This window comes from Flavobacterium sp. SM2513, assembly GCF_050908145.1.
Taxonomy (GTDB): Bacteria; Bacteroidota; Bacteroidia; order Flavobacteriales; family Flavobacteriaceae; genus Flavobacterium.
This window is the reverse complement of record NZ_CP194228.1, coordinates 1,847,288-1,873,415: the sequence shown is the minus strand read 5'-3', so window position 1 is coordinate 1,873,415 and position 26,128 is coordinate 1,847,288. Positions and strand designations below refer to the sequence as shown.

The window sequence follows — 26,128 nt, the reverse complement described above, 5'->3', positions numbered from 1 at the left end:
TCTTCTGAAGCAAGAATTTAAATACTGCATAAAAAAACCAGCTTTAAAAGCTGGTAAAAGTTTTTAGTTTTTTTCAAAAGTAAGATAATCCGTCCCGCCATTGCCTCCACTAACATCAATTAATTCTAATTTATCTCCGGTAGAAGATTTAATATCCCAATCATCAGTTAAACTCAAAAATTTTTCCGGTCCTGAAAAAGAAATAATAAAATCTAAATCACTAGTTGAACTGCCGTTATTGGAACTGTTAGTTGCCACTAGCCAAGAACCCATAATTTCATCATTATCTTTTTTGGCCATCAAAATATTGTTTTCGGTAAACGTAAAATCGTAACCCGAAAAATCAGCAGATTCGTCATTTTCACCGTCAATGTATTTGGTCACTTTCCAAGTTCCTGAATTCATTGTACTGATAACCGTAGCAATTGAATTGTTATTTAGTGAACTTCCATCATCGTCTGAACTACATGAGTAATTCATAACTATTGTGAATAAAATTAGCGTTGCAAAAAATATTTTTTTCATTTTGTGTGTACCTGGTTAAAACAAAAACGTCAAATTAATCTTAATATTGTTAAAATTGGAAATAAATAAACGGTTGGGGTCCACTTGACGCTGTTGCAAACACAATCCAAAACACAAATGCCAAGACTAAAGCTTTCAATACAATTGGCAATTTACCGAAAGTATCTTGCAAGAACTGTATAAAATTTTGAGGTAGAAAATGCCATACGAATCCAATTAACATCACCAAAAATACATTCTGATAACCTTGAATAATTGTCCACCATTGGTTAAAATTCATTTGCACTTTTCCAATATTATCAATCAACTGAAAGGCAGTTGAAAAATCTCTAGCTCTAAAGAAAATCCAGCAAAACACCACAAAATGAAACGTTACAACAACGCTGATAAAACGAATTAAATGATTCTTTGGAATGTTGAAATACTCCTTAAAAAGTCGTTCAACCACTAATGCACTTCCGTGTAGAGTTCCCCAAACCACAAATTTCCACGAAGCTCCATGCCACAAGCCACCTAGCAGCATCGTTACGAATAAATTAATGTAGGTTCTGAATTTTCCTTTGCGGTTTCCTCCCAAAGAAATGTATAAATAATCCCTTAACCAAGACGATAACGAAATGTGCCAACGACGCCAAAACTCCGTAGTTGAACCTGATTTATAAGGTGTTCGAAAATTCAGCGAAAGCTTGAAACCCATTAACAACGCAATTCCAATCGCCATATCAGAATAACCTGAAAAGTCGCAATAAATTTGAATCGCATATCCATAAGATGCCATCCAGTTTTCAAAAGCGGTGTAACTGTTTGGTGCATCGAAAACGCGGTCGACAAAATTGAGTGAGATATAATCTGAAATAACAGCTTTCTTTAAAACCCCACCTATAATCAAAAAAAGTGCTTTATTAACATCTTCCCGACTCAAATTCAGCTTTTGATACATCTGCGGAATAAACTCCGAAGCCCTAACAATCGGTCCTGCCACAAGTTGCGGAAAGAACGATAGATAGAACATGTAATCAATATATTGCTTAGTCGGTTCCAATTCGCGACGGTAAATATCAATCACATAACTCATGGATTGAAACGTGTAAAACGAAATTCCAACAGGCAAAATAATGTCGTAAAAAGATAAATTAGGGTCAAAAATCCCGTTGTAATTATCAATCAGAAAGTTGGTGTATTTAAAATAACCCAACAACGACAAGTTGATAACTACACTTATGTACAAATAGAATTTTCGATAAAATTTTATAGTTTCTTGGTGTAGCAATCGGGCCAAGTTATAATCTAAAACTCCTGTGAAAACAAGCAATCCCACATACAAACCACTGGATTTATAGTAGAAGAAAAGTGAAAACACTACGACATATAAATTTCTCCAAAAAGTAGTTTTCGATTTTGTAATTAAAATGTAAAGTGGATAAAACACTAGAAACATTCCTAGAAACAAAGCAGAATTGAAAAGAATAGGTTCTTTTGCATTGTACACAAACCATTGTTCCACGGTATTCCACGTGATATTCTCAAAAATAGCAGTAAACCAATCCATACTATTCATTGGTTGTCTCTTTTAAATTCTTGTAATTTTGAAATGCTTCAATGATTGCCTTTGCAAACAAATTACCTTGTTTAACATAACCTGCTTTGGTATAGTGTACTCTATCCGGACCAATCAAACCTGCTTTCGCATTCTGATTAATACCATACAAACCGCCCATATCCGTGTATAAATCCCAAACGGCAACTCTTCGGCTGAACGCCAATTCGATGATTTTCTTACTGTAATCGGCTACAAAAGTATTGGGATATTTTCGCTTAAATAATGACGGCGGTGGTGTTGCCACAATAATTTCTACAAATGGATTTTGCTTTCTAGCATTTGAAATAAACAAATCCAATTGAGCTATAAAAGCGTCAGAGTTCATATTGTCAAACGATTCGTTTGTGCCAAAAGACAAAACCAAAACGTCAGGTTGCAACGCTTTCAACTGTTCAAAAAACAAGGGATATTTATTGTAATCAGAGAATTTAGCTCCGTTTACACCTGAATTGTGGTACAAAATTCCCTTGTCATTGTTCTCTAAAACGATTCCGTTCAATTCAAACGTGTTTTCATCCTTATTTGGAATTAAATAAATTTTATCTAACAAATTTTCACTTTCGTAAAAATGCGAAAACGTATCTTTCTGGATTTCTAATGGAATAAATTCCGAAAGGGAAATACTTCTGTTTTGTTTTTCGTTCGTAGGAATTTTCAATGTTTTTCCTGCACGAATGTTATTCGATTTCAAACCGTTGGCTCTTTTTAAAGCGGAAAGTGAAATATTATATTTATCAGCAATCGAACCTAAAACGTCGCCACTTTTTATTTTATGGGTAATTGTTTTCGGCACTTGTGATTCGAATACAATTGTTTTTTTGGCTGTTGCCAAATCAAAACTTCCTACATTATTTGGCGTTAGAATTTTGACTTTTGTGAAATAATTATCCTGCTCTTTTGCATTCACTTCAATAGCGAAATCATCTTTTTTAGTCTGTAACAAAATCCCTGTCAGTCCAATATTTTCATTTGATAATGGTTTGACATTTCTAAAGGAATTAAAACTACCATTGGAAGAAAATCGTACGTCCCAAGGACCATTTGTTTTAGCTAAATTATAAGGAAAAACCAAGCCACGACCACCATTTCCATAGGCTGCCTGCAACCTTTCCCGAATTACATTCGTCATTAAATCAGCCTGGATGTGCGAATCGCCAATGTGAACGAAATTAATTTTTTGATTGAAAGACATCGAATCCGCTACTTCAAGTTGTGCTAATTTTTCATAAAAACAAATCAAAGCGTCGGGATTTATTAATGCAATTTCTGTTTCCATAACAGCAATAGAATCAATTGACACAGAGTCAATTTCAACATAAGACGAATCAATTTCTTGGGCTTGACAATTGAAACAAAACAGCAGCAAACCTATTATATAAAGCACTTTATTCATGAGGTTCTGGTGTTTCTGGGTCTGAAAAAATAGTATCAATCAACGATTTCTTTTTGGGTTTCGGTGGAGTTACTTTTTTTGATTTTCGCAATACTTTGTATTGTTGGTAGCCTTCGTCGAGTTGGTCATAAATTATTTTCGCCACCTTTTTTGCTCCACGGAAGTTAAAATGGGTATAATCTTTATTCGCTAAAGCCGGTTCCTCTTCCGTCCATTTTACCATCGAACCGTCGCCACCCATTAACGTATATAAGTTTACGTAACTGGATTTTGTTTTTAACGCATATCTCTTCTGAGCCAAAGTCAAAGGCACAACGGCAGAATCCGTCTTCATTTCCAAATCGTATTTACTCGATTTATCCGCTGTGGAAACCACTAAAATGGAAACTCCAGGAAAACATTCACGCAAACGATTTACGGTTTTAGTCATACTTCGGTCGTACCACGAATATTCTTTTGTGCCGTAATTCAACACATTCGTTCCGTAATGCAACACAATCAAATTGTAGTGCAATTGTTCCTGAAACGCTTTCATTGTTGCGACATCAAACTTGGAAATCGGAATACCTGAATTGCCTCTTTGCGAGAAATTATCGACGTGAACTCCTACTCCATCGTCAAAATTAAATCCATAAATTGGAATGGAATCTGCTTTTGAGAAATTGACTTTCAACTGTTTTAAGGGGTTATTTGAAAGCGATAACGTATTCAATATTTTGTTCGGTAACAATGTTTTTCGCAAGGTATCTTTTCCAACAATGTAATTGATTTGTCCGTTTTTATTTTTTCCACTTCCGTAAAAAAGTGTTGGATGGTCGAGTTGTGTATTGTACCGCGAACGCCCTGATTTGTATTTCACCCAAGCCGAGTGTGCCGTATCATTAGCAAAAAAAACATGTCCATTTACACCAAAAGGTCGATTGGGATATTTTACATTTAAATACGATTGCGTTTTCCAATTTTTAGAAAATTCATGCACTACAGAACTTCTTGAAGCCGCAGATTCTGATGTTATCGCAACAAAACCAACGCCTTGACCGCCAAATTTTTCTTGAAAATAAGTCCGGAAATCTTGTACAATCATGTCGCCATCCGTCATCGAATCACCAAAATAAGCAATTCTAACTTTGCCTTTTTGATTTGTTTCTAACTGATACAACTGTTCGAAAAATGGAATTAAGAATTGATTTCCTTTATAATTTTCAAACTTTTCTTCAGGGAATTTTATGCCATCATTTTCTTCAAAAACTACAGGCACTTTGTCCAAAGAATCCTCTTTCGTCTGAACGTTTTCAACTACTTCTAAATCAGGTTCCGCTTCAAATGCATCGAGTAGCATGCTATCAATAAGTACATTTTTGGTGTTTCCTCCTTTTTCAGAGAAAATCTTTTTAGGCAAGAAATCTTTTAAGCCCAAGAAAAAACCTGTGGCCAAAAGCAATATCAGAAAAGACTGAAAAAAATAATTGGAATTTGTTTTCACTTAAATAAGCTGGAATTACATTCTATTTGGAACCGAAATTCCCAAAAGTTTAAAAGCTGAAGCAATAGTTTCTCCCACTTTTTTCGAAAGTTGAACACGGAACATTTTTGCATTTTCATCGTCAGAACCTAATATTGGCACGGTTTGATAAAATGAATTGTATTCCTTAACCAAGTCGTAAGTATAATTTGCAATCAAAGCTGGACTGTGATTTACCGCCGCGTTTTGAATCACTTCTGGATACAAAGCCAAAACTTTAATCAATTCTTTCTCTTTTTCATGCAAAGTGATTTCGCCTGCAGAAAAAGTTTTTGATGCAAAATCAAAATCTGCTTTTCTGATTATCGATTGAATTCGAGCGTACGTATATTGAATAAACGGACCCGTATTTCCTGCAAAATCAACTGACTCTTCTGGATTGAATAAAATTCGTTTTTTAGGGTCAACTTTTAAGATGTAATATTTCAAAGCACCAAGACCAATCGTTCGGTACAATGTTGTTTTTTCATCTTCGCTGTAGCCGTCTAATTTTCCTAAATCTTCTGAAATCGTTTGAGCCGTTTGCATCATTTCGTTCATCAAATCATCAGCATCTACCACCGTTCCTTCACGACTTTTCATTTTGCCGGAAGGCAAATCAACCATTCCGTACGAAAGATGAAATAAATTTGTAGACCAATCAAATCCTAACTTTTTCAAAATCAAAAACAACACTTTAAAGTGGTAATCTTGTTCGTTTCCAACGGTGTACACCATTCCGCCAACATCTGGAAAATCCTTAACGCGTTGAATAGCCGTTCCGATATCTTGCGTCATGTACACTGCCGTTCCATCGGAACGTAAAACAATTTTTCGGTCCAAACCGTCTTCTGTCAAATCAATCCAAACCGAACCGTCAGGGTCTTTTTCAAAAATTCCCTTTTCCAATCCCATCTGAACCACTTCTTTTCCTAATAAATACGTATTACTTTCGTAATAATAAGAATCAAAATCGACGCCCATATTTTCATAAGTCGTTGCAAAACCGTCATAAACCCATTGGTTCATGGTTTTCCAAAGTGAAATAACTTCTGGTTTTCCTGCTTCCCAGTCCAAAAGCATTTGTTGTGCTTCTAAAATTAAAGGCGCTTGCTTTTTGGCATCGTCTTCAGAAAGTCCGGTAGCTATTAACTCGCTAATTTCACCTTTGTAAGCTTGGTCAAATTTCACATAATAATTACCTACAATTTTATCTCCTTTTAAACCCGCAGATTCAGGAGTTTCGCCGTTTCCAAATTTTTGCCAAGCCAACATCGACTTGCAAATATGAATTCCACGGTCGTTGATGATTTGTGTTTTATATACTTTTTTTCCTGAAGCTTTGATAATTTCAGCAACAGAATAACCTAATAAATTGTTTCTTACGTGACCTAAATGTAAAGGTTTATTGGTGTTTGGTGAAGAATATTCGACCATAACCGCTTTGTCATCAGGATTGGGTTCCACCATCCCAAATTGTTTATCTGCTTTTACATCATTGAAAAAATCCAAATAATAATCGGCAGAAATAACGATGTTTAAAAACCCAGAAACCACATTATAGGCTTGAACTTCTGTAACATTTTCTACTAAATACGTTCCGATTTTGTTCCCTAATTCAACTGGATTGCCTTTAATTACTTTCAATAAGGGAAAAACAACCATCGTAATATCACCTTCAAATTCCCTGCGTGTTGCTTGAAACTCAATTGTATCGATGTTAGCATCGAATAAAAGGGTAACTGCTTTTTTAATCTCGGGAGTTAGAATGGAAATAAGTGACATAATTGTTGTTTTTTTAGGGTGCAAAGATAATCGGAAATAGTGAATTATTGAAGGTATTAAAAGAATAATAAATTACACTATTTTTGCAACTGAAAATCGAAAACCATGAAGTTTTTATGTCCAGAGATAATCACCGACCATACTAATTTTTGGCAACATTCCAAGTTGAAAATAATTTTGTATTGGACGATTGTTGTGCTTTGTTTGTTAGGTTTTCTTTCTCCACCGATGGCGTTATTTATTGGTATTGTCATGGCACAAGTGGGTCATCCTTATGCCAAATTAAACAGCAAACTAACTTCTACATTACTTCAAATATCCGTTGTTGGCTTAGGTTTCGGAATGAATTTGACCAGTGCGATAAATTCGGGAAAAGAAGGAATTATTTTCACCATAATTTCAATTTTCGGGACTTTACTACTGGGTTTTGGTTTAGGTCAAATCATGAAAATTGAGAAAAAAACTTCTTTTTTAGTTTCTGCAGGAACTGCCATTTGTGGTGGAAGTGCTATTGCCGCTGTTTCTCCCGTTATAAAAGCAAACGAACAGCAAATTTCGGCTGCTTTGGGAACCGTTTTTATTTTAAACGCCATTGCTTTATTTATTTTCCCAATAATCGGACATCATTTTGAACTATCACAACACCAGTTCGGATTGTGGAGTGCCATTGCCATTCACGATACGAGTTCGGTAGTTGGTGCGGCAAGTAATTATGGAGCCGAAGCTTTGCAAGTAGCGACAACAGTGAAGTTAGCTCGAGCATTATGGATTATTCCTGTTGCTTATTTAGCTACCCTCTTGTTCAAAAATAAAGACAGTAAAGCGAAAATTCCTTACTTCATTGGCTATTTTATTTTGGCTTTGATTGCCAATACGTATGTGCCATTTGTACAAAAAGTAAGTCCGTATATTGTTGATGCAGCTAAAATTGGCTTGACCTTAACCCTATTCTTAATTGGGACAAGTTTATCTCGAAAAGTCATTCGAGCCGTCGGTGTAAAACCTTTATTTCAAGGTGTTATTTTGTGGATTACGATTTCTATTGCCGCATTATATGTAGTGATAAACCTCTCATCCTAAAAACTCTTTGACCTTATAAACCTCAAAAACAATTTATTGAAAAATAGATTGCTTTTTTTTGTAACATACTTTCACTTTTGTAGTCTATTACGGTATCAATCATAAATCAATTACATAATCAAAAAATCAATCCAATGAAATTACAGTTACTTTTTTGGTTTCTTTTAGGAACCGTATTTACAATGAATGCCCAAAATCCGGGTATTGCCACAGGAAAAGTTGTTGACCGAGCGAATAATGCGGTTTCGTACGCAACGATTTCGATTAAAGACGGTGAGAAAGTCTTGACAGGTGGAATTACTGACGATAACGGAAACTTTGAAATTAAAAACATTCCGTTGCAGTCACTGACAATTGATGTTCAGTTTATCGGTTACAAAGCATTCAACACGAATGCGGATTTTTCAAAACAAAAAACAATTAACTTTCCTAAAATAGTTTTGCAAGAAGAAGCTACTCAATTATCTGGAGTTGAAATTGTACAAGAACGCTCAACTATCGAACAAAAAATTGATAGAAAAGTAATTAATGTAGGCCGAGATTTGACTACCGCTGGAGCCACTGCTTCTGAAATCATGAACAATATTCCGTCTGTAAATGTGGATCAAGATGGGAAACTTTCGCTTAGAGGAAATTCAAATGTTCGTGTATTAGTAGACGGTCGCCCAACGAATATGGATGCGGCTCAATTGCTAAAACAAATTCCGTCGACTTCAATTAAGAAAATTGAGTTGATTACCAATCCAAGTGCCAAGTACAATCCGGAAGGAATGTCGGGAATTATCAACATCGTTTTGCATAAAAATTCGAATGACGGCTTCAACGGAAGCTTCAACACGGGAGTAACTTTTGCGGAAACGCCGAAGTTCAACAACTCAATCGACATGAATTACCGAAGAGGTAAAGTAAACTTCTTTGGAAGTGGTGGAAATAATTTTGGCGAACGTTTTAATGAAGGATTTATTCAGCGTTTTGACAATAATTCACAACAAATATTGGATATCGTAAACGACAACGACTCTTATTTGTACAAAATAGGAATGGATTTTTACATCAATGACAAAAACACCTTGTCGTTTTACACCAATCAAAATGCGACAAACGGCGAAGGAACCGTGAACACCGACGTACGATATTTGAATAATGACTTGCCGAATTTATTTCAAAAATCAGATTATGCAACAGATAACCATACGGGAAGTTACAACATGATTTTCAAACATCTTTTTGCAAAAGACGGCCATACTATTGATTTTGAAGGAAACTACAACGATTACAAGCAAACCCAAAATGCACTTTTTGATACCTCTGTTTTTGAAATTGGCAATCCTACAAATGTGCAAAACCAACTGATTTATAAAGACAATATTGAAGACCGAAGAAAAAACGGAACGTTTAATATTGATTATGTAAATCCTTTAACTGAAAAATCAACTTTAGAATTGGGTTCTGAAGCGCGAATAGTTCGTACGGAAAATGATTACGTCACTGAAAATTCGGCAATTCCTGCTGCAAATCGAATTTCAAATTACACATACGATATTGATATCTATTCTGCTTATGCTACGTTTGGTCAGAAATTTGAAAAATTCAGTTACCAATTGGGTGCTCGTTTTGAAAGTTATAAAGCAAAAGCCAACTTAAATAACGGTGCAACTACTTTTGAAGACGATTATTTTACACTTTATCCATCAGCTTATTTGACCTACAACCTCAACGAAAAAAATATGTTTCAATTGAGTTACAGCAGACGAGTGGACCGTCCAAGTTTAGAGCAAACCAAACCTATTAGAGAATTTTCGACACCTTTAGTGACTTCTTTGGGTAACTCTGAATTAGAGCCACAATTTACCAATTCACTAGAAGTAAACTACACGAAAATGTTTGCCAAAAGCTCTTCAATTACCGCTGGTGTTTTTTACAGAATCATCGATAATGAAATCAGCCGTACCTTATACAACGACGAATCGACTGACAATCCGAATGATTTAATCATGTCCTATGCCAATTTCGACAACAATACCGCTTTTGGTTTTGAGCTTTCTGCGAATTATAAAATCACCAAATGGTGGGATATTCAACCCGCAATCGACTATTCAAGCATCAACCAGAAAGGATTGGTTCAGGTGTTGCGAGAAGGAACAACAGACACCTTTGATTTTGTAACCAAAGAAGTAGAAGTAAGTGCTTTTAACGCTCGTTTAAACAGTAACTTCAAAGCAAATAAACGCCTAAGCTTCTTGCTTTTCGGATTCTACCGTGGTGGAGTAGATGCCATTCAAAACAACAGTCAGGAAATGTACAAGATTGATAGTGGAGCAAGGTATTCACTTCTCGAAGATAAAATGTCGATTAGTTTGCGTTTCAACGACATGTTTGACACGATGAAATTTGCCTTTGATTCTAAAAACCCATACCCAAGTCAAGGTCAGTTTTCATGGGAAAGCCGTTCCGTTTATTTGGGATTGAACTACCGTTTTGGAGGCGGAAAGAATCGTGCTTTAGCAAGAAAAATGCGTGACGACAACACCCAAAAAGGCGGCGGCGGAATGTTTTAAGCGTTTATAATAAATTTGATTTAGATTAGTGAAAAACCCCGAAGAGATAACGCTCCGGGGTTCTTTTTTTAAGCACGGTATGCTTCACCAAAAGAATTATTTTAAAATAGTTTAAGTATAGTGTAACAAATCCTGCGACAAAGCGTCTACTAAGTAGCAATCATCAATCAAAATTTAACAGAACTATTTTGAACCTTTTTTGCCATTAAAAAAGCCTTCAAGATAACCCGATTGCCGATTTAGTTATACAAAAAAAACCCGAAGGTGATTTCTTCGGGTTTTGCTTTTTATAACAACAACATTTAATTTCCCTACCTCTTTCAAAAGTGAAAAGCCTTAGCGAACCTTATCTATTTGTAACGAAGAAAAAAACATTTGCGACCTTCGCGGTGAAAGCTGTTAAAACCTAAAACAATTCCCCCTTTGGGGGTTAGGGGGCTACCACTTAATTATCACACTTCCCCAAGTAAATCCACTACCAAAAGCCGCCAGAACCACCGTATCACCTTCCTTGATTTTCCCCTGTTCCCAAGCTTCCGTTAATGCAATTGGAATAGAAGCAGCGGTTGTATTTCCGTATTTCTGAATGTTGTTAAACACTTGGTCGTCGTTCAACTTAAATTTCTGCTGAATAAACTGTGAAATCCTCAAATTCGCCTGATGCGGAATCAACATATCAATATCTGAAACGTCCAAATTATTGGCTTCTAAACCTTCTCTAATCACTTCTGCAAAACGAACCACTGCATTTTTAAACACAAATTGTCCGTTCATATAAGGCAAATAACTTTCATCATTTTCTTTATCTTCTTCGTTCAAAATATCCGTCACCCATCTTCCGCCCATTCCAGGTGCTTTCACGATTAATTCCTCAGCATGTTGACCTTCAGAATGCAAATGGGTCGATAAAATTCCCGTTGCATTGTTTTCCGCCCGACTCAATACAGCTGCTCCTGCTCCATCGCCAAAAATCACTGAAACACCACGTCCACGAGTCGTCATGTCTAAACCAATAGATTGTACTTCCGACCCAATGACTAGAATATTTTTGTACATTCCTGTTTTAATATATTGGTCGGCAACCGAAACCGCATACACAAAACCCGAACACTGGTTTCTAACATCTAAAGCACCCACGGTTCGCAAACCCAACTCTTTTTGTACCGCAACTCCAGGCCCAGGAAAGTAATAATCCGGACTCAAAGTAGCAAAAACCACAAAGTCAATGTCTTCATTAGCAACACCCGAACGTTCTATAGCAATCTTGGCAGCCTTGACTCCCATTGAAGTGGTGGTGTCTTCTCCGCGAATGATGTGGCGGCGTTCTTTGATTCCCGTTCGTTCTTGTATCCACTCGTCAGTGGTATCAATTATTTTGGTCAAATCGTCGTTTGTTACGATATTATCCGGGACGTAATACCCCAATCCCGTTATCTTTGAATTGTACATACACTATTTTTTAGTAATTTTCTTTTATCAAAAATAGCAACTCCTTACTTAATTAAGTACATTTTTATATAATTTTTAAAATCTGTGGTACTTTTAAGAATTTCAAGGAGCTATTTCCAGCTATCCGTTGCAATCTTTATGTCCCGAACCCCGGGACATAAAGGATTTCCACTGCTATCTGGGCTAGGGGTTCCGTTTTCAATAAAAAGTTAAGTTTCCACAACTCATTTCTTTCTGCAATCGCAACTCTTGTTATGCTGAATTTGTTTTAAAAACTATAATACAGCTTTATTAGAAAAGTATTAACACTATATAAATGTTCACGAAATGTTTTTAAATAAGCTGCGTGTCACAGGAATTTAACGTCATCAAAAAATATAACTTCTTTATAATAAGGTTTATCTACCGATAATCCCATCAGACTAATGGATGCTTCTAGCGAAAACACAATAAAAGGATTTTTATTTTTTATATAAAAAAGAGGATGGCAAATCCTCTTAAAGTTTATTCAAACAGTTTAACGATTAGTCAGAAGTATTGACAACTGTAATCGGCTCTCCCAAGGAAATGAGGAAGGCTACTTTATAAAGACTTCGTCGTTTTTTCTCTGAACGTAATAAAACTCCAAATATGTAAGATATTGGTGATATTGCTTTATCCTGAAATATATTCTAACAATTCAGAATTGGCAGCATTCATCATAATTCTAGCTCGAATAGGACCAACATTATATATTTTTTCAATCAAATCATTTTCTTTTAAACCATACAAATCTCTAATTGTAATAAAACCAGAAGCTATTAATCTTTCTTTTTGCCACTTTGTTAATGAAAGAACATTGATAGGCTTATTTAACATACTTTCTAATGATTCACGATATTGCTCGTCTTCTAATATTGAGGCAGATAAATTTTTAATTTTTTCATATTCTTTATGATTATTGCCAAACTCGTTAAAACGTCTTATATCGCGTATTTTAAATAATTCTGTGGAATATTGGTTTGGGTTTGGGTTTAAAGCTATAATACAGCCGTATTTAATTTCAAATCTAGTTCCTAAGTCACCATGTGAACGAATACCAGCATCTATCTTCTTTATTATTCCCGTATATGTTAGTAATCTTAAAGATTCCTTTATTGTTTCTGGGATATCTTTGTGAACCCAAAAATATATACTTGATTTTTCATTCTCTATAACAGTTGGTATTACTGTTTTCTCTAAAAAATCTCGACCCCAGTCAATTAAAAACTGATGACCTTTATATTTTTCTCCTAATTCTGTGTGTTCTGCCCATATTTTTATACGATAAAAATCTTTAATAACTCTGTTAACTTCATTCGTATTAAATTTTTCCATTTCTTGTAGGGTTTTCAGTAAGATTCTAGGATTCCCCCCACAAGATAATGCTAAAGTGTTAAATAATTGTCCCTGATCTTTTATACTTTTTCTTAAACTTGCATCAGCCTGCTTTAACACCATTTTTTTGAAATATTCCAAATAGTCGTTGTCGGCAATATTTCTATCTAGTACTTCGTACACGCAATCATGAATGGGCTCAAATGAATCTCCAAAGTGGGTAACTCCTGGGTAAATAGCTGCATTACAAGTAATGTAAGGCGACCTCAAATCTTTAAATAAATTAAAAAATTGTCTTTGTTGTTCAGGTCGAAATACATGAGCTGCTTCGTCAAAGAAAAAGTATATTCTTTCCAAATCATTTTCTTTACATATTTCTTTAATTGCCTCTTTTACATCTTCAATATCTGGAAGGGTTTCAATATCAATATCTATCGTTTTTTTGTTATAGGAATTTTCAAAAAGTTTTACAATTGCTTTTAGATTATTTTCAATTGTTTCTTCATCTTCAGATGTATCATTACTCAATAAAACCTTTGAATAATTAGAAATTGACAATCCTTTTTTTCTTAATTTATTTAATAACGCTCTTAAAGTTTTAGCTAACATCCAATGATAAAATTGTAAATGGTCACTTGTATTGATTAAAGAACTAATATTAAAAGAAATAAAAATTGATAAGGTCGAGGTTTTCTTTTCTAACTCAATTTGGGATATTTTCATAAGAAAAGATTTCCCAGTTCCTCTTGAGCCTTCTAAAAGACAGGGTTCCGAAGATATAAGTGATTTAATTATTTTTTTATCATTCTCGTTTTTTACAGCTAATGAAATAATATCAGCATCTTTAATACTTTCTGTTCTTAATTTAAATTCACTCATAATTTATGTTTCTTTTACTCCTCCTAAAAATTCTCTTATGGGTGCTATATGCTGCATTTCTTCAAAGATAAATACAGATATTACCTCTTTTTGTTTTTGATTAAATGTTTTTAAATATCGGCAACACATTACAAATATTAAAATTTCTGCTACTGATTTATACAAGCTGAAATATTCATTTTTTAATTCTTCATTATATTCCATTGAAAGACCACTTTTTGTCCAAGTCTCATTATTACCGTGCACAAATTCAGATAATGTGCGATAGATTTTTTTTGATTTGTTGTTGTAATCTTTCATTAACACTTTTAGTTCAGGGAAGAAAGCATTGCTAAATCTATCAGAAAGAACGCCATTATCCTCATCTATCAGTTTCGACCATTTAATGTCGTTTTCTCCATTTATCCATTCATTATGTTCAAGTTTATGAACAGAAAAATGAATTGCACCAAGACCTAATTCAAAAGCTAATCTTAAGGAAGAGTACGCCTGTCTATACATTCCATAAGTCATATTTAGCGTTGCAGATTCCAATTGTATAACGACTGTTAAAATCATTTTCTTTTCGTTTTCATCAAATATATTTTCAGAAAACTCAGCAATAAATGACGCAAGATGATGAGTTTTACCTAGATTCTCAAAATCCTTAACGGTCTCTTTGTAAATTTTTTGTGACTTTTCATTTAATTTATCTAAATAGTGTTTAATGTTCATTTTTTCATTTTTTAAGTACAACTCTAATATATTCCAACATAATCAATAATCACTAAAATCACCCCCTCAAACGCGATTTACTAAATTTTTCCTTGCGTATATTTTCCCAAATATACTCATTTCATCCAATTACCTTAATATTTTTCAAAAAAAATCAAAAAACCCTCAAAAAACACAAACCCAAACCAAAATAAAAACTTTAACAAAACTTTATTATTTTCACGTATACAACAAATCACTTTATTTAAGAAATTAGCACCTACAAACCTTCAAACCAAAACGTTATGGTAGTCAAAAGAAATTACTCCGGCAAAGATGTAGACATGCTAATTGCAACCTCTACAATGATGAATTCAGCAATCGAACATCAAACCTACCTAGTAACTAAACGACCAATATGGGCCGACCCCTACTTCAAAGATATTCTAACAGAAATCGACACCGTAATACAAAAACACCTCGGAGTAGATAATGCCCGACAGCTAAGAGCCGCAACCGCTGTAGTAAAATCCATTCAAGCACCAGCACTCTTTGACCTCGCAGAATTCAAAGTCCAAATCGAATCCGATTTCGACACCGATAAAACGCAGAAAAACGAAATACTAAACACACTAGGCTTCAAAGCATACAACGCAGATGCTAAGAAACTAGACCAAGAAGCCCTAATCAACCTCCTGTTCCAATTCAAAACCAATGCAACCCCTGCTTTAGTACAAACAATAACCGAAAAAGGTACTTCACAAAAACTAATCGATAATATCATTAGTTACGCAGACAAATTAAAAGATGCAAACATTGCACAAGAAGGCAAAAAAGGTACTAAAAAAGAAGTAACCCAAGAAGCCATAATAGACTTCAATACAGTGTATAAAAAAGTAATCGCAATAGCAAAAATTGCCGTGAATTTCTTTAAAGACAACCAAGCAGTCAAAGAACAATTCAGCTACACCAGTGTAAAAAATAAAATCAACAACACTAAAGAATCCAAAGACCCTACAGCTTAATAAACCATTAAGTAAACCAACACTAAAAACTTCTATTAAGAAGTTTTTTTTATGCCAAAACACCATCCCAAAAAAAGAACCCAATCCCATCCAAAGCAATAAGGACAATTCCTTCTATCAAATTATAAGCTAAAAAAACCCATAGAAATTAGATCACTTCACCTAGAAATTAATTTGTGACGCTTCGCAAATAATTTGTGTTTCCTCGCTAGTCATTCGTATATCTTAGAAATCAATTTGCGCTCCTTCGCAAGTCATTTGTGTGTCTTAGAAATCAATTTGTGTGTCTTCGCAAGTCATTTGTGTATCTTAGAAATCAATTTGTGCCCTTTCGCAACTCATTTGTGTGTCTTAGAAATCAATTTGTGCCCTTTCGCAAGTCATTTGTGTGTCTTAGAAATCAATTTGTGTGTCTTCGCAAGTCATTTGTGTGTCTTAGAAATCAATTTGTGCGTCTTCGCAGGTCATTTGTGCGTCTTCGCAGGTCATTTGTGTGTCTTCGCAGGTCATTTGTGTGTCTTCGCTGGTGATTTGCGTGTCTTCTTTGCTCGTAAATAGCGCCTGGACAAACCTAAATGTCCACTTCATTACGCTCCCACCTCCCTACCCTAAAAATAAAAAGAGTGCGAAAAACCTTTCGCACTCTTATATATAAAAAGTAAATAATCCGTTATCTCCCCAACTATACCTCTAGCGTCTTATCATCGATTGCAGCATCTGGAGCATTCTTCATCACAGATTGAATTCCATTTTCACGGGCAGAAACGCTCTCATACATCTCACTACTTCCAATTATCTGACCATTCGTAGCTTTCAAATTAAAATACGGTTTACCATTTTTCGCCTCTAATCGATCAAATCGCTTATCTTCTTCCGAATTTTTTCTAACAGATTCAATACCGTTCATACAAGCCGCTTTAGTGGTATACCCTTCGCTAATTAGAATTCCCTGTCCGTTTCCTGCTTTTAAATTAAATTGAAACTCACCATTCTTTCTTGTTGTAACTTCAAATTTTCCCATGTAATTATTGTTTTGGTTAATAGTAATTTTATAAAATTAAAAAAAATTTCTATAACAACCATCCGTAAATCAAGAAATTTTAACCTTTTCTTCAGAATAATCTTTAGTATCTTACACACCTTATAACGATTTTAAAAGGACAGAAACGGATACCAGAATTTTATTTGAATTTAAACAACAACCTATGAAACAATTATTTCAATTGCTCTTTATTCTTACGCTTACGAGCGTTCAAGCACAAGAAAACCTGACCTATCAGAAACCGCCAAAAGAAATCCTAGACCTCGCCGATTATGAACGTGCCCCGTCCGTTTCTATGGATACCAAAAAGGAATACATGCTCCTCTCCTACCGAAATACCTACAAAACGCTGGACGAGTTGAGTCAAGATGAAATGCGTTTAGGCGGTTTGCGGATCAATCCCGTAACCAATATTTCGAGTTCAACGACCTATATCAGCAACCTGAAAATTCGAAAAATCAAAGGAACTGATGAAATGCAAGTCAAGGGCTTGCCTGAAAACGCTAAGATTACCAACATATCTTGGTCGCCTAACGAGAAGAAAATTTCATTTTCTAACACCGCAAGTACCGGTGTAGAGCTATGGATTATTGACGTAGCAACCGCTCAAGCCAAACGATTGACAGACGCGACGGTGAATAGTAATATGGGAAATCCGTTCAGTTGGTTCAAGGATAACGAACATATTTTAGTGCGAATGCTCCCTAAAAACCGTCCTGCATTAATTGACGTTAAGAAAGACATGCCGCTTGGGCCAACGGTTTCAACAGCGGACGGGTCGGTTTCTCAAAACAGAACCTACCAAGATTTGTTGAAAAACAAAACGGATGAGACGAACTTTGAAACGCTTGTTACTTCTGAGTTATACAAAGTGGATTTGAATGGAAACGCTACTTTATTCAAAGAAGCAAATTTGTATGCAGGAGAAACCTTTTCGCCTGACGGAAATTACTTGATGATTACCACGCTTGAAAAACCTTTTTCGTATATCGTTCCGTTGAGTCGTTTTCCAAACAAAACGACCATCTACAATGCAGATGGAAAAGTAGTAAAAGTGGTCAACGAGTCGCCTTTGAATGAAATCATGCCTAAAGGCTTTATGGCGGTTAAACAAGGAAAAAGAAGTATGAACTGGAGAGCCGACGCTCCCGCAACTTTATATTTTGCAGAAGCTTTAGACGAAGGAAATCCGGCAAATGAAGTGGCTTTTAGAGACGAAGTGTTTACTTGGGAAGCGCCTTTTAACCAAGACCCAAAGTCATTGGTAAAAACTGTGCAGCGTTACGGCGGCATCACTTGGGGAAATGCTACAACAGCCATTATTCAAGATTACTGGTACGACACGAGAAACGAGAAAACGTATATGCTGAATCCATCAGCGGTGAATGAGGCTCCTAAGTTAATTTGGGACCGAAATTCACAAGACATTTACGCTGATCCAGGAGAATTTGAAACGATTAAAAATGCTTACGGAAGATATGTTTTGGCAATAGACAATAACAACGCATTCTTGATTGGAAAAGGACATACAAAAGAAGGACAGTTTCCATTCATTGATAATTTTGATTTAAAAACATTCAAAACAACACGTTTGTATCAGTCGAACTACAAAGATAAAGTAGAAGCGATTTACTCCATTGAAGATTTGAAAAAAGGCAAAGTTTTGGTACAAATTCAATCTAAAACCGAGTATCCAAACTATTACTTCAGAAATATTAAAAAGAAAAACAGTTTGACTGCCATTACGGCATTCAAAAATCCGTTTGAAAGCATCAAAAACATTCACAAGGAAGTAATCAAATATACGCGTAAAGATGGTGTGGGACTTTCAGGAACGTTGTATTTGCCTGCCAATTATGATATGAAGAAGAAAGAGAAATTGCCTTTATTGATTTGGGCTTACCCAGAAGAATTTAAAGACAAAAACAGTGCGGGACAAAGCAGCCAAAACTCTAATGAATTCACGTTTCCGTATTACGGTTCGTTTGTGTATTGGGTAACGCGTGGTTATGCCGTTCTTGACGATGCTTCTTTCCCGATTATTGGCGAAGGTACTACAGAACCTAACGATACATTCATCACACAGTTAGTAGACAATGCCGCGGCAGCCATCAACGCCGTGGATAAATTGGGATACATCAACCCTAAGAAAGTTGCTGTGGGAGGCCACTCCTACGGTGCATTTATGACGGCAAATTTATTGACGCATTCTGATTTATTTGCTTGCGGAATTGCACGAAGTGGTGCTTATAATAGAACATTGACACCGTTTGGTTTTCAAAGCGAACAACGTAATTACTGGGAGGTGCCAGAGGTTTACAACACGATGTCGCCTTTTATGAATGCCAAGAAAATGAAAACGCCGATGTTACTGGTTCACGGTGAAGCTGACAACAATCCGGGAACTTTTACGTTACAAACGGAACGTTATTTCCAAGCTCTTAAAGGCTTAGGAGCTCCTGTGAGAATGGTAATTTTGCCAAAAGAAAGTCACGGTTATGCTGCAAAAGAGAATATTCTACATTTACTTTGGGAACAAGACCAGTTTTTAGAGAAGTATTTGAAGAATTAAATTATACTTTACTATATTGAAAAAGGTTGCTAAAATAAATTTAGCAACCTTTTTTTGTACTGTATATCTACTAATTATTTCCTGTATTCTATAACCTCCTCATCAACCGTTAGAAATACTTTTTCTCCATCAGGAATTGGGAACGGATTTTCAAAAAACAACACTTTTCTGTCATAAACGCCCTTCACTAGAAAAGTATTTCCTTTATAGTAGGATTGTTTTACGGTCACTTCTAAATTGCTTCTCTCTGCCAAATACAACTCATGAGAATAAACCAAAATTGTTTTCTCAGACTGGGTCTTTTCTTCCAATAGATTTAGTGAAATTTCATTGACTTCCCCATACAAAGAAGCGACATACTTCCTTTCTGGTTTCAAATATATTTTAGGAGAAGCATCAAATGCAATTATTTCTCCGTCTTTCATCACAATAGTTTCGTCCGAAAACGACAATGCATCAATACTATCATGCGTTGCGATTATACATGTAATTTTTTTATTTTTTAAGTACGCAAATAAATTTCGACGCAAAGCGCCTTTTCTAAAACTGTCAATATTACTAAACGGTTCGTCTAGCAATAAAACTTCAGGTTCTAAAGCCAAAACACGAGCTAAAGCCACACGTTGTTGTTGACCACCACTTAAATATTTCGCTTTGGTATCTGCAAAGTCAGTCATTTCAACCATTTCAAGTAGTTCTTGAACTCGTTGTTTTTTTTGTTCTGGAAATACATTTGAAAGAAATTTTCCAACATTTTCAGCAACGGTGATGTAAGGCATCAAATCAAAATCTTGAGCCAAATATTTCATTTGGTCCATTCCTGGAACAAGATTGAATTTTGGTCCTAAAACAGGAGTGGATTCCCAATGAATTTCACCTTCGTTCAAGTCGTGCAAACCATAAATTAATTTTAAAAGTGTACTTTTTCCACAGCCACTTTCGCCAATAATAGCAACATTTGAACCTTTCTCTATTGAAAAACTAACATTCGAAATCACTGCTTTTGAATCGTATGCGAATGAAATATTTTGAACTTGAAGCATTATAAATTTCTTTATTATAGAATTGCAAAAATAGACTTTTTAAGAGATTTTTTTGCTAGAAAAAACAGCTAATTATAAAAAAATAAGAGCGAAATCCATTACTGAATTTCGCTCTCAACCAATTAACCAATAAAAAAAAACTATGACTCTTTAATATATTTTTGATACGTATTCGTATGTACTTTTGCTTTTAAATCGTGTAATAAATTATACAGTCCGAAGAACGTTCTGTTGATGTACAAAAAGTGTTTTGAACCTCGATTTCCGTTCATCTTACGCAACTGTGTGTCTTTAGAAAATTCTTCACCCATACTTGCTATTTTTCCAAAAAAATCTTCATCCGAAAAATCAAAGAAATCACCTTGAAAAGGTTTTGTAAACAAACTCAATAATTGGTGGAATAATCCTGTAAAATAGGTTACTTCTTCAGGAGTATCATCCGTTCTAAGGATTTCTAATTCATATAATTTTGCTTTAAACAATTCAGGATTATCAATCACTTCAGGAACTGCCAATTCAAAGTAAGGAATATAAAAATCTGCTGGAATGTGCTTGATGCAACCAAAATCAATAGCTATTAAATTTCCTTTAGTATCAATCAAGAAATTTCCCGGATGTGGATCGGCATGCACTTGTTTTAAACCGTGAATTTGAAACATATAAAAATCCCACAACGCTTGACCTAATTGATTTCCTAAGGCTTCGTCAAAGTTTTTTGGTGCAAATTCCGATAAATGTTGTCCTTCCATCCAGTCCATCGTCAAGATTTTCTCTGACGACCATTTTGGATAATAAACGGGGAATTTTAAGTTCGGAATGGCACTACACGCTTCGGCAATAGTCATTCCTTGGCGAAGTTCCAATTCATAATCCGTTTCTTCTAATAGTTTATTTTCAACTTCTTGGAAATATTTTTCAGAATCTTTTCCTTGCAAATTAAACATCTTAATTGCAAAAGGTTTTACAATAGATAAATCAGAACTGATACTTTCCTTTACTCCTGGGTATTGAATTTTGACTGCTAATTTTTTACCGTCTTTCGTCGCACAATGTACTTGACCAATACTTGCGGCATTAACCGATTCAGCAGTAAAGGTATCAAACAAAACTTCAGGCTCGTAGCCTAAATACCTTTTGAATGTCTTGCGAACCAATGGCGCTGAAAGTGGCGGGACAGAAAATTGTGCTAATGAAAATTTTTCTACATACGCTTTCGGCATAATGTTTTTGTCCATGCTCAACATCTGAGCCACTTTCAAAGCACTTCCTTTCAAATTTTTCAATCCGTCGTAAATATCTTCGGCGTTGTTTTCGTTTAGCTTGTCTCGATTTAAAGAAGGATTCACTATTTTTTCACCATAATACGAAATGTAGTTTCCACCGATTTTAAATCCGGTTTTCACCAATTGACCTGCTCGTTCAATTTTTGTAGTTGGTATTTTATCTAACGTTTTCATAAGAATTTTTTAAAGAAAAAATTTACATTTTTCGTTCGTTCCAAAGAAATTTACCTAAATCAATGATGTTTTCTAATGGCTTTGAATCCAATAAATCCACCACTGTATTGACTGATTTTTCGATAATAATGTCGGTTTTTTCAAATCCTTTCGAGTTGTCTTCCAACCAAAATTTCAAAATAAATAAAAACTGAATCCACGACCCTTCGCTGTAAACTGGTTTTGTTATTTTAAATAATTTTGAAGATTTCAATTCTTCGGTAGCAATATGATTATTGACAAACTCTTTAAAAGAAGTTCGCATCTGTTTCAATTGCTTTAAATTACTTAAACCTTCTTTGTTGTCTTTTAGCGTGTATAAAACATAACTTCGGTTTAAAGTCAGCACTTCAAAAAGAGTAAAATACAAAGTCAGTAGCTTGTTTTTAGGAGTATAACTTGCAAAAGAAACATCGTTATGTAAAGTTGAAATTGTATTTTCTAAGAACTTGTCCCAAATTTCTTGTTTCAAAGCATCAAAGGAACCAAAAAAGGTATAAAAATCACTTTCCTGTATATTGTTTTTTTTACAAAAAGCATACACCGTTTTAGGTTCGTGTTCTTCTAATAGAACGTTATCCATATACATTGTAATGATTTCATTTTCATCCATCATTTTAGCTCTATCTGTTATTTTCTTTGCAGTTGCCATACTATCAAGTTTTTACTTTTATTTCTGTAAATTTACTTTCAAATATTTCTGAAACATAAAAACATTTGTTAAATGTCTTTCAAAAATAATGAAGCATAAAAAAACCGTTTCTTTCGAAACGGTTTAAATATAAATAGGAAGTGAACTTATTGTTTCGCTTCTTGTTCTGCATCTTGAATCATTTTCTCATTTGCAGTAATGGCAAATTCTACACGACGGTTTTTACTTCTTCCGTCAGGTGTATCATTTGATGCTATTGGATCAGCAATACCCATTCCTTGAACTGTAAATCTTCCAGAAGAAATACCTTTTCCAGCTAAATAGGTCTTAACCGAAGCGGCTCTTTGTTGTGATAACGTCAAGTTGAAATCAGCTGGACCTGTACTATCTGTGTATCCGTATATCACGATGTCGGTATCCGGATATTGATTGAAAACAGTGACTAATTTATCTAAATTGTTTTTTGCAGTAGTGGTTAAACTTGATTTATTAGTATCAAAACGAACCGCATTTTCATTCAATGTCAATTTAATTCCTTCTCCAACTCGTTCTACGTCAGCACCTGGTATTGCATTGTCAATCTCACGGGCTTGTTTGTCCATTTTATTTCCAATAACTCCACCAGCAACTCCACCAACAACTCCACCAAGAACAGCACCTAAAGCGCCATTTCCGCCTTTACCAATGTTGTTTCCTAATACACCACCAAGTACTGCACCAGCAACAGCGCCAATTCCGGCACCTTTCTGTGTGTTATTTGAATTTTTTACTGCATCACAACTTGTGAATGTCGTTCCTAATAATGTTAATGCAGCAAGAGCTACAATTGTAAATCTATTTTTCATAATTTGTTTTTTTAATTTAATTTTTCAAATTGGTAAACAACATTTGTCATATTTCCACCCACATTGATTTTGTCAATCAATTGAAATGAGGTTTCAGTTTGAACACCCATATTTAAAATGTATCCATCTCTCACTTTTTTTGCTTTTTCTCCTGCATTTAAAACTTTCAAAACAAATTGCCCGTCTTTATTTACAAACCAAGAAATAGGAGAACTAAATGACATACAATCTGCTTTAGTTAACGACATCTCCCCTTTATTGTTGTTAGAAACTAGCTTCCAAGTACTGCCTTCAAAACACTTTGAATCGGCAAGATTAAAAGATTGTACTTTAATGTATTCAGAACCTGGATAAGTTACGGAACTGATAACCCAATCGCCTTTCATCATTCGTTCTGTTTTGTTGTCAACTGCCGTATTGGTTACAGAAGCTGATTTGCACGACGCAAAAAATATCGCGAGAGCGCTTAGTAAAAGTAATTTTCTCATAAGTTTATATATTTTATTTTGATACAAATATACGAGTTTTACTTTTCAAATGTTAAAATTTAAATTATAACATTTCAGAATTAAGTATCAAGACAATTTGTCACTTTAGTGATTTTGGTACTTTATTTGGAAATCATTCAATACTTTTAAAAATCTAATAAAATTAAAAAAACATATACTATGACAACAGGAAAAATTAATGTTTCGGTTGAAAACATCTTTCCCCTAATAAAGAAATTTTTATATAGCGACCATGAAATTTTCTTGCGTGAATTAATTTCGAATGGTACCGATGCGACGTTAAAAATGAAGCATTTAATTAGTATTGGTGAAGCCAAAGTAGAATATGGCAATCCACAGATTGAGGTGAAGATTGATAAAGAAGGTAAAAAACTCCACATCATTGACCAAGGTTTAGGAATGACTTCGGAAGAAGTGGAGAAATACATCAACCAAGTTGCCTTTTCTGGTGCAGAAGAGTTTTTAGAAAAATACAAAGATTCTGCTAAAGATTCAGGAATTATTGGTCATTTTGGATTGGGGTTCTATTCGGCATTTATGGTTGCGGAAAAAGTGGAATTAATTACAAAATCCTACAAAGATGAACCTGCAGCTCATTGGACTTGCGACGGAAGTCCAGAATTCACATTAGTTGCTTCTGATAAAACAACTCGTGGAACGGAGATAATTTTGCATATCGCAGAAGATTCGTTAGAGTTTTTAGAAGAAAACAGAATCTCTACTTTACTTCAGAAGTATAATAAATTTATGCCGGTTCCAATTAAATTTGGAACAAAAGAAGAAACACTTCCAACACCAGAAGATGCACCAGAAGATTTCAAACCAGAAACGGTTGAAGTAGATAACATCATCAATAATCCGAATCCAGCTTGGACAAAAGCACCTACTGAATTGAAAGATGAGGATTACAAATCTTTTTACAGAGAATTGTATCCTATGCAATTTGAAGAGCCGTTGTTTCATATTCATTTGAACGTTGATTATCCGTTTAACTTGACCGGAATTTTATACTTTCCGAAAATGTCTTCTGATTTACAAATTCAGAAAGACAAAATTCAGTTGTACCAAAATCAGGTTTATGTGACGGATAATGTTGAAGGAATCGTTCCTGAGTTTTTAACGATGTTGAAAGGTGTGATTGATTCTCCAGATATTCCGTTGAATGTTTCGCGTTCGTACTTGCAAGCGGATGGAGCGGTTAAAAAAATCTCAAACTACATCACTCGTAAAGTAGCCGACAAATTAAAAGCATTGTTTACAGAAAACAGAGCGGATTTTGAGCAAAAATGGAACGACATCAAAATTGTTTTGGAATACGGAATGTTATCCGAGCCTAAATTCTACGAAAAAGCAGGAGCGTTTACATTGTATCCAACCGTTGATGGAAAATATTTCACACTTGAAGAATTAAAAGAAAAAACTAAAGAAACGCATACAGATAAAGACGGAAAATTAGTCGTTTTGTATGCTAGTAATAAAGATGCACAACACTCGTATATTGAAACTGCAAAAGAAAAAGGCTACGAAGTTCTAGTATTAGACTCGCCAATTATTTCGCATCTTATTCAAAAACTAGAGGCAGATAATGAAAACTTGACTTTCGTTCGTGTCGATTCAGACCATATTGATAACTTGATTAAGAAAGACGAAGAAGCGATTTCTAAATTATCAGATACAGAACAAGAAAGCTTGAAAACTGTTTTGGAAACATTGGTTCCCAAACCAACATATAATGTACAATTGCAAGCTATGGATAGTGCTGCAGCTCCATTTATCATCACGCAACCTGAATTTATGCGAAGAATGAAAGAGATGAGTCAATCTGGTGGTGGAGGAATGTTTGGAATGGGAAATATGCCAGAAATGTATAATTTGGTTGTAAATACCAATTCTGATTTGGCAAATACCATCTTGACAACTACAGACAAAACGCGCCAAGAACAATTGGTAAAGCAAGCGTTAGATTTAGCAAAATTATCTCAAAACTTACTTAAAGGAGAAGATTTAACTGCTTTTGTGAAACGTAGTTTTGAACTAGTGAAATAATTTTATTTTACAGATAAATGAAAAATCCCTACTTGTAGGGATTTTTTTATGCGTATTAATGTAGTAAATTTGAAAAGTA

The 26,128-nt window shown here is 34.8% G+C and carries 19 protein-coding genes; 5 read left to right on the top strand and 14 right to left on the bottom strand.

The genetic code is table 11. The annotated features are described in order from the left end of the window. Positions 1-63 precede the first annotated feature (63 nt). From ACQ5J2_RS07765 to argS, 5 genes are read right to left on the bottom strand one after another with little or no spacing between them, the layout of a single operon-like run. Positions 64-525 (bottom strand): hypothetical protein, encoded by a 462-nt coding sequence (locus ACQ5J2_RS07765; RefSeq protein WP_432673158.1) that lies wholly within the window; start codon positions 523-525, stop codon positions 64-66. A gap of 49 nt (positions 526-574) precedes the next feature. Further along, positions 575-2,083, bottom strand: a complete 1,509-nt coding sequence (locus ACQ5J2_RS07760; protein ID WP_432673157.1) for an MBOAT family O-acyltransferase — start codon at positions 2,081-2,083, stop codon at positions 575-577. Then, positions 2,076-3,518 carry a LysM peptidoglycan-binding domain-containing protein gene (locus ACQ5J2_RS07755; protein ID WP_432673156.1) on the bottom strand — a complete coding sequence of 481 codons (1,443 nt, stop codon included), beginning with the start codon at positions 3,516-3,518 and terminating at the stop codon, positions 2,076-2,078. Before ACQ5J2_RS07755 ends, ACQ5J2_RS07760 begins: the two co-directional genes overlap by 8 nt. Continuing rightward, entirely contained in the window at positions 3,511-5,001 is a 1,491-nt protein-coding gene (locus ACQ5J2_RS07750; RefSeq protein WP_432673155.1) for a hypothetical protein, read from the bottom strand. Before ACQ5J2_RS07750 ends, ACQ5J2_RS07755 begins: the two co-directional genes overlap by 8 nt. Positions 5,002-5,016: 15 nt before the next feature. Continuing rightward, positions 5,017-6,804 carry an arginine--tRNA ligase gene (argS, locus tag ACQ5J2_RS07745; protein WP_432673154.1) on the bottom strand — a complete coding sequence of 596 codons (1,788 nt, stop codon included), beginning with the start codon at positions 6,802-6,804 and terminating at the stop codon, positions 5,017-5,019. Between the two features lie 105 nt (positions 6,805-6,909). On the opposite strand from argS, the gene ACQ5J2_RS07740 reads away from it, so the two are divergent. Together ACQ5J2_RS07740 and ACQ5J2_RS07735 are read left to right on the top strand one after the other, a co-directional pair. After that, the gene (locus ACQ5J2_RS07740; protein ID WP_432673153.1) at positions 6,910-7,884 is read left to right on the top strand and encodes a YeiH family protein; all 975 of its coding nucleotides are present in this window, start codon (positions 6,910-6,912) and stop codon (positions 7,882-7,884) included. Positions 7,885-8,018: 134 nt separating this feature from the next. After that, on the top strand, positions 8,019-10,442 hold the full coding sequence (locus ACQ5J2_RS07735; protein ID WP_432673152.1) for a TonB-dependent receptor domain-containing protein: 2,424 nt from the start codon (positions 8,019-8,021) through the stop codon (positions 10,440-10,442). A 438-nt stretch (positions 10,443-10,880) separates the two neighbouring features. Here the strand turns inward: ACQ5J2_RS07735 and ACQ5J2_RS07730 are convergent, their stop codons facing one another. The 3 genes from ACQ5J2_RS07730 to ACQ5J2_RS07720 form a co-directional block, all read right to left on the bottom strand. Next, positions 10,881-11,891 carry a 3-oxoacyl-ACP synthase III family protein gene (locus ACQ5J2_RS07730; RefSeq protein WP_432673151.1) on the bottom strand — a complete coding sequence of 337 codons (1,011 nt, stop codon included), beginning with the start codon at positions 11,889-11,891 and terminating at the stop codon, positions 10,881-10,883. A gap of 654 nt (positions 11,892-12,545) precedes the next feature. After that, positions 12,546-14,126 carry a hypothetical protein gene (locus tag ACQ5J2_RS07725; RefSeq protein ID WP_432673150.1) on the bottom strand — a complete coding sequence of 527 codons (1,581 nt, stop codon included), beginning with the start codon at positions 14,124-14,126 and terminating at the stop codon, positions 12,546-12,548. Positions 14,127-14,129: 3 nt separating this feature from the next. Further along, a complete protein-coding gene (locus ACQ5J2_RS07720; RefSeq protein WP_432673149.1) occupies positions 14,130-14,840 on the bottom strand; it encodes a hypothetical protein in 711 nt (236 codons plus the stop codon). 284 nt (positions 14,841-15,124) lie between these two features. On the opposite strand from ACQ5J2_RS07720, the gene ACQ5J2_RS07715 reads away from it, so the two are divergent. Further along, positions 15,125-15,844 carry a hypothetical protein gene (locus ACQ5J2_RS07715; RefSeq protein WP_432673148.1) on the top strand — a complete coding sequence of 240 codons (720 nt, stop codon included), beginning with the start codon at positions 15,125-15,127 and terminating at the stop codon, positions 15,842-15,844. A 682-nt stretch (positions 15,845-16,526) separates the two neighbouring features. On the opposite strand, the gene ACQ5J2_RS07710 is transcribed toward ACQ5J2_RS07715, so the two are convergent. Beyond that, complete coding sequence (locus tag ACQ5J2_RS07710; RefSeq protein ID WP_432673147.1) at positions 16,527-16,865, bottom strand: YegP family protein; 339 nt, start codon at positions 16,863-16,865, stop codon at positions 16,527-16,529. 184 nt (positions 16,866-17,049) lie between these two features. Here ACQ5J2_RS07710 and ACQ5J2_RS07705 point away from each other — a divergent pair, with 184 nt between their 5' ends. Continuing rightward, a complete protein-coding gene (locus ACQ5J2_RS07705; protein ID WP_432673146.1) occupies positions 17,050-19,458 on the top strand; it encodes a prolyl oligopeptidase family serine peptidase in 2,409 nt (802 codons plus the stop codon). 74 nt (positions 19,459-19,532) lie between these two features. Here ACQ5J2_RS07705 and ACQ5J2_RS07700 read toward each other — a convergent pair whose 3' ends face one another. The 5 genes from ACQ5J2_RS07700 to ACQ5J2_RS07680 form a co-directional block, all read right to left on the bottom strand. Then, positions 19,533-20,501 (bottom strand): ABC transporter ATP-binding protein, encoded by a 969-nt coding sequence (locus ACQ5J2_RS07700; RefSeq protein ID WP_432673145.1) that lies wholly within the window; start codon positions 20,499-20,501, stop codon positions 19,533-19,535. Between the two features lie 140 nt (positions 20,502-20,641). After that, positions 20,642-21,958, bottom strand: a complete 1,317-nt coding sequence (locus ACQ5J2_RS07695) for an ABC1 kinase family protein (protein WP_432673144.1) — start codon at positions 21,956-21,958, stop codon at positions 20,642-20,644. 22 nt (positions 21,959-21,980) lie between these two features. Next, complete coding sequence (locus ACQ5J2_RS07690) at positions 21,981-22,649, bottom strand: TetR family transcriptional regulator C-terminal domain-containing protein (RefSeq protein ID WP_432673143.1); 669 nt, start codon at positions 22,647-22,649, stop codon at positions 21,981-21,983. Positions 22,650-22,795: 146 nt separating this feature from the next. Then, entirely contained in the window at positions 22,796-23,494 is a 699-nt protein-coding gene (locus ACQ5J2_RS07685) for an OmpA family protein (protein ID WP_432673142.1), read from the bottom strand. Positions 23,495-23,505: 11 nt separating this feature from the next. After that, positions 23,506-23,982: a hypothetical protein gene (locus ACQ5J2_RS07680; protein ID WP_432673141.1), complete on the bottom strand. Its 477-nt coding sequence runs from the start codon at positions 23,980-23,982 to the stop codon at positions 23,506-23,508. Between the two features lie 180 nt (positions 23,983-24,162). On the opposite strand from ACQ5J2_RS07680, the gene htpG reads away from it, so the two are divergent. Further along, the gene (htpG, locus tag ACQ5J2_RS07675) at positions 24,163-26,049 is read left to right on the top strand and encodes a molecular chaperone HtpG (RefSeq protein WP_432673140.1); all 1,887 of its coding nucleotides are present in this window, start codon (positions 24,163-24,165) and stop codon (positions 26,047-26,049) included. The last annotated feature ends 79 nt before the right edge of the window (positions 26,050-26,128 follow it).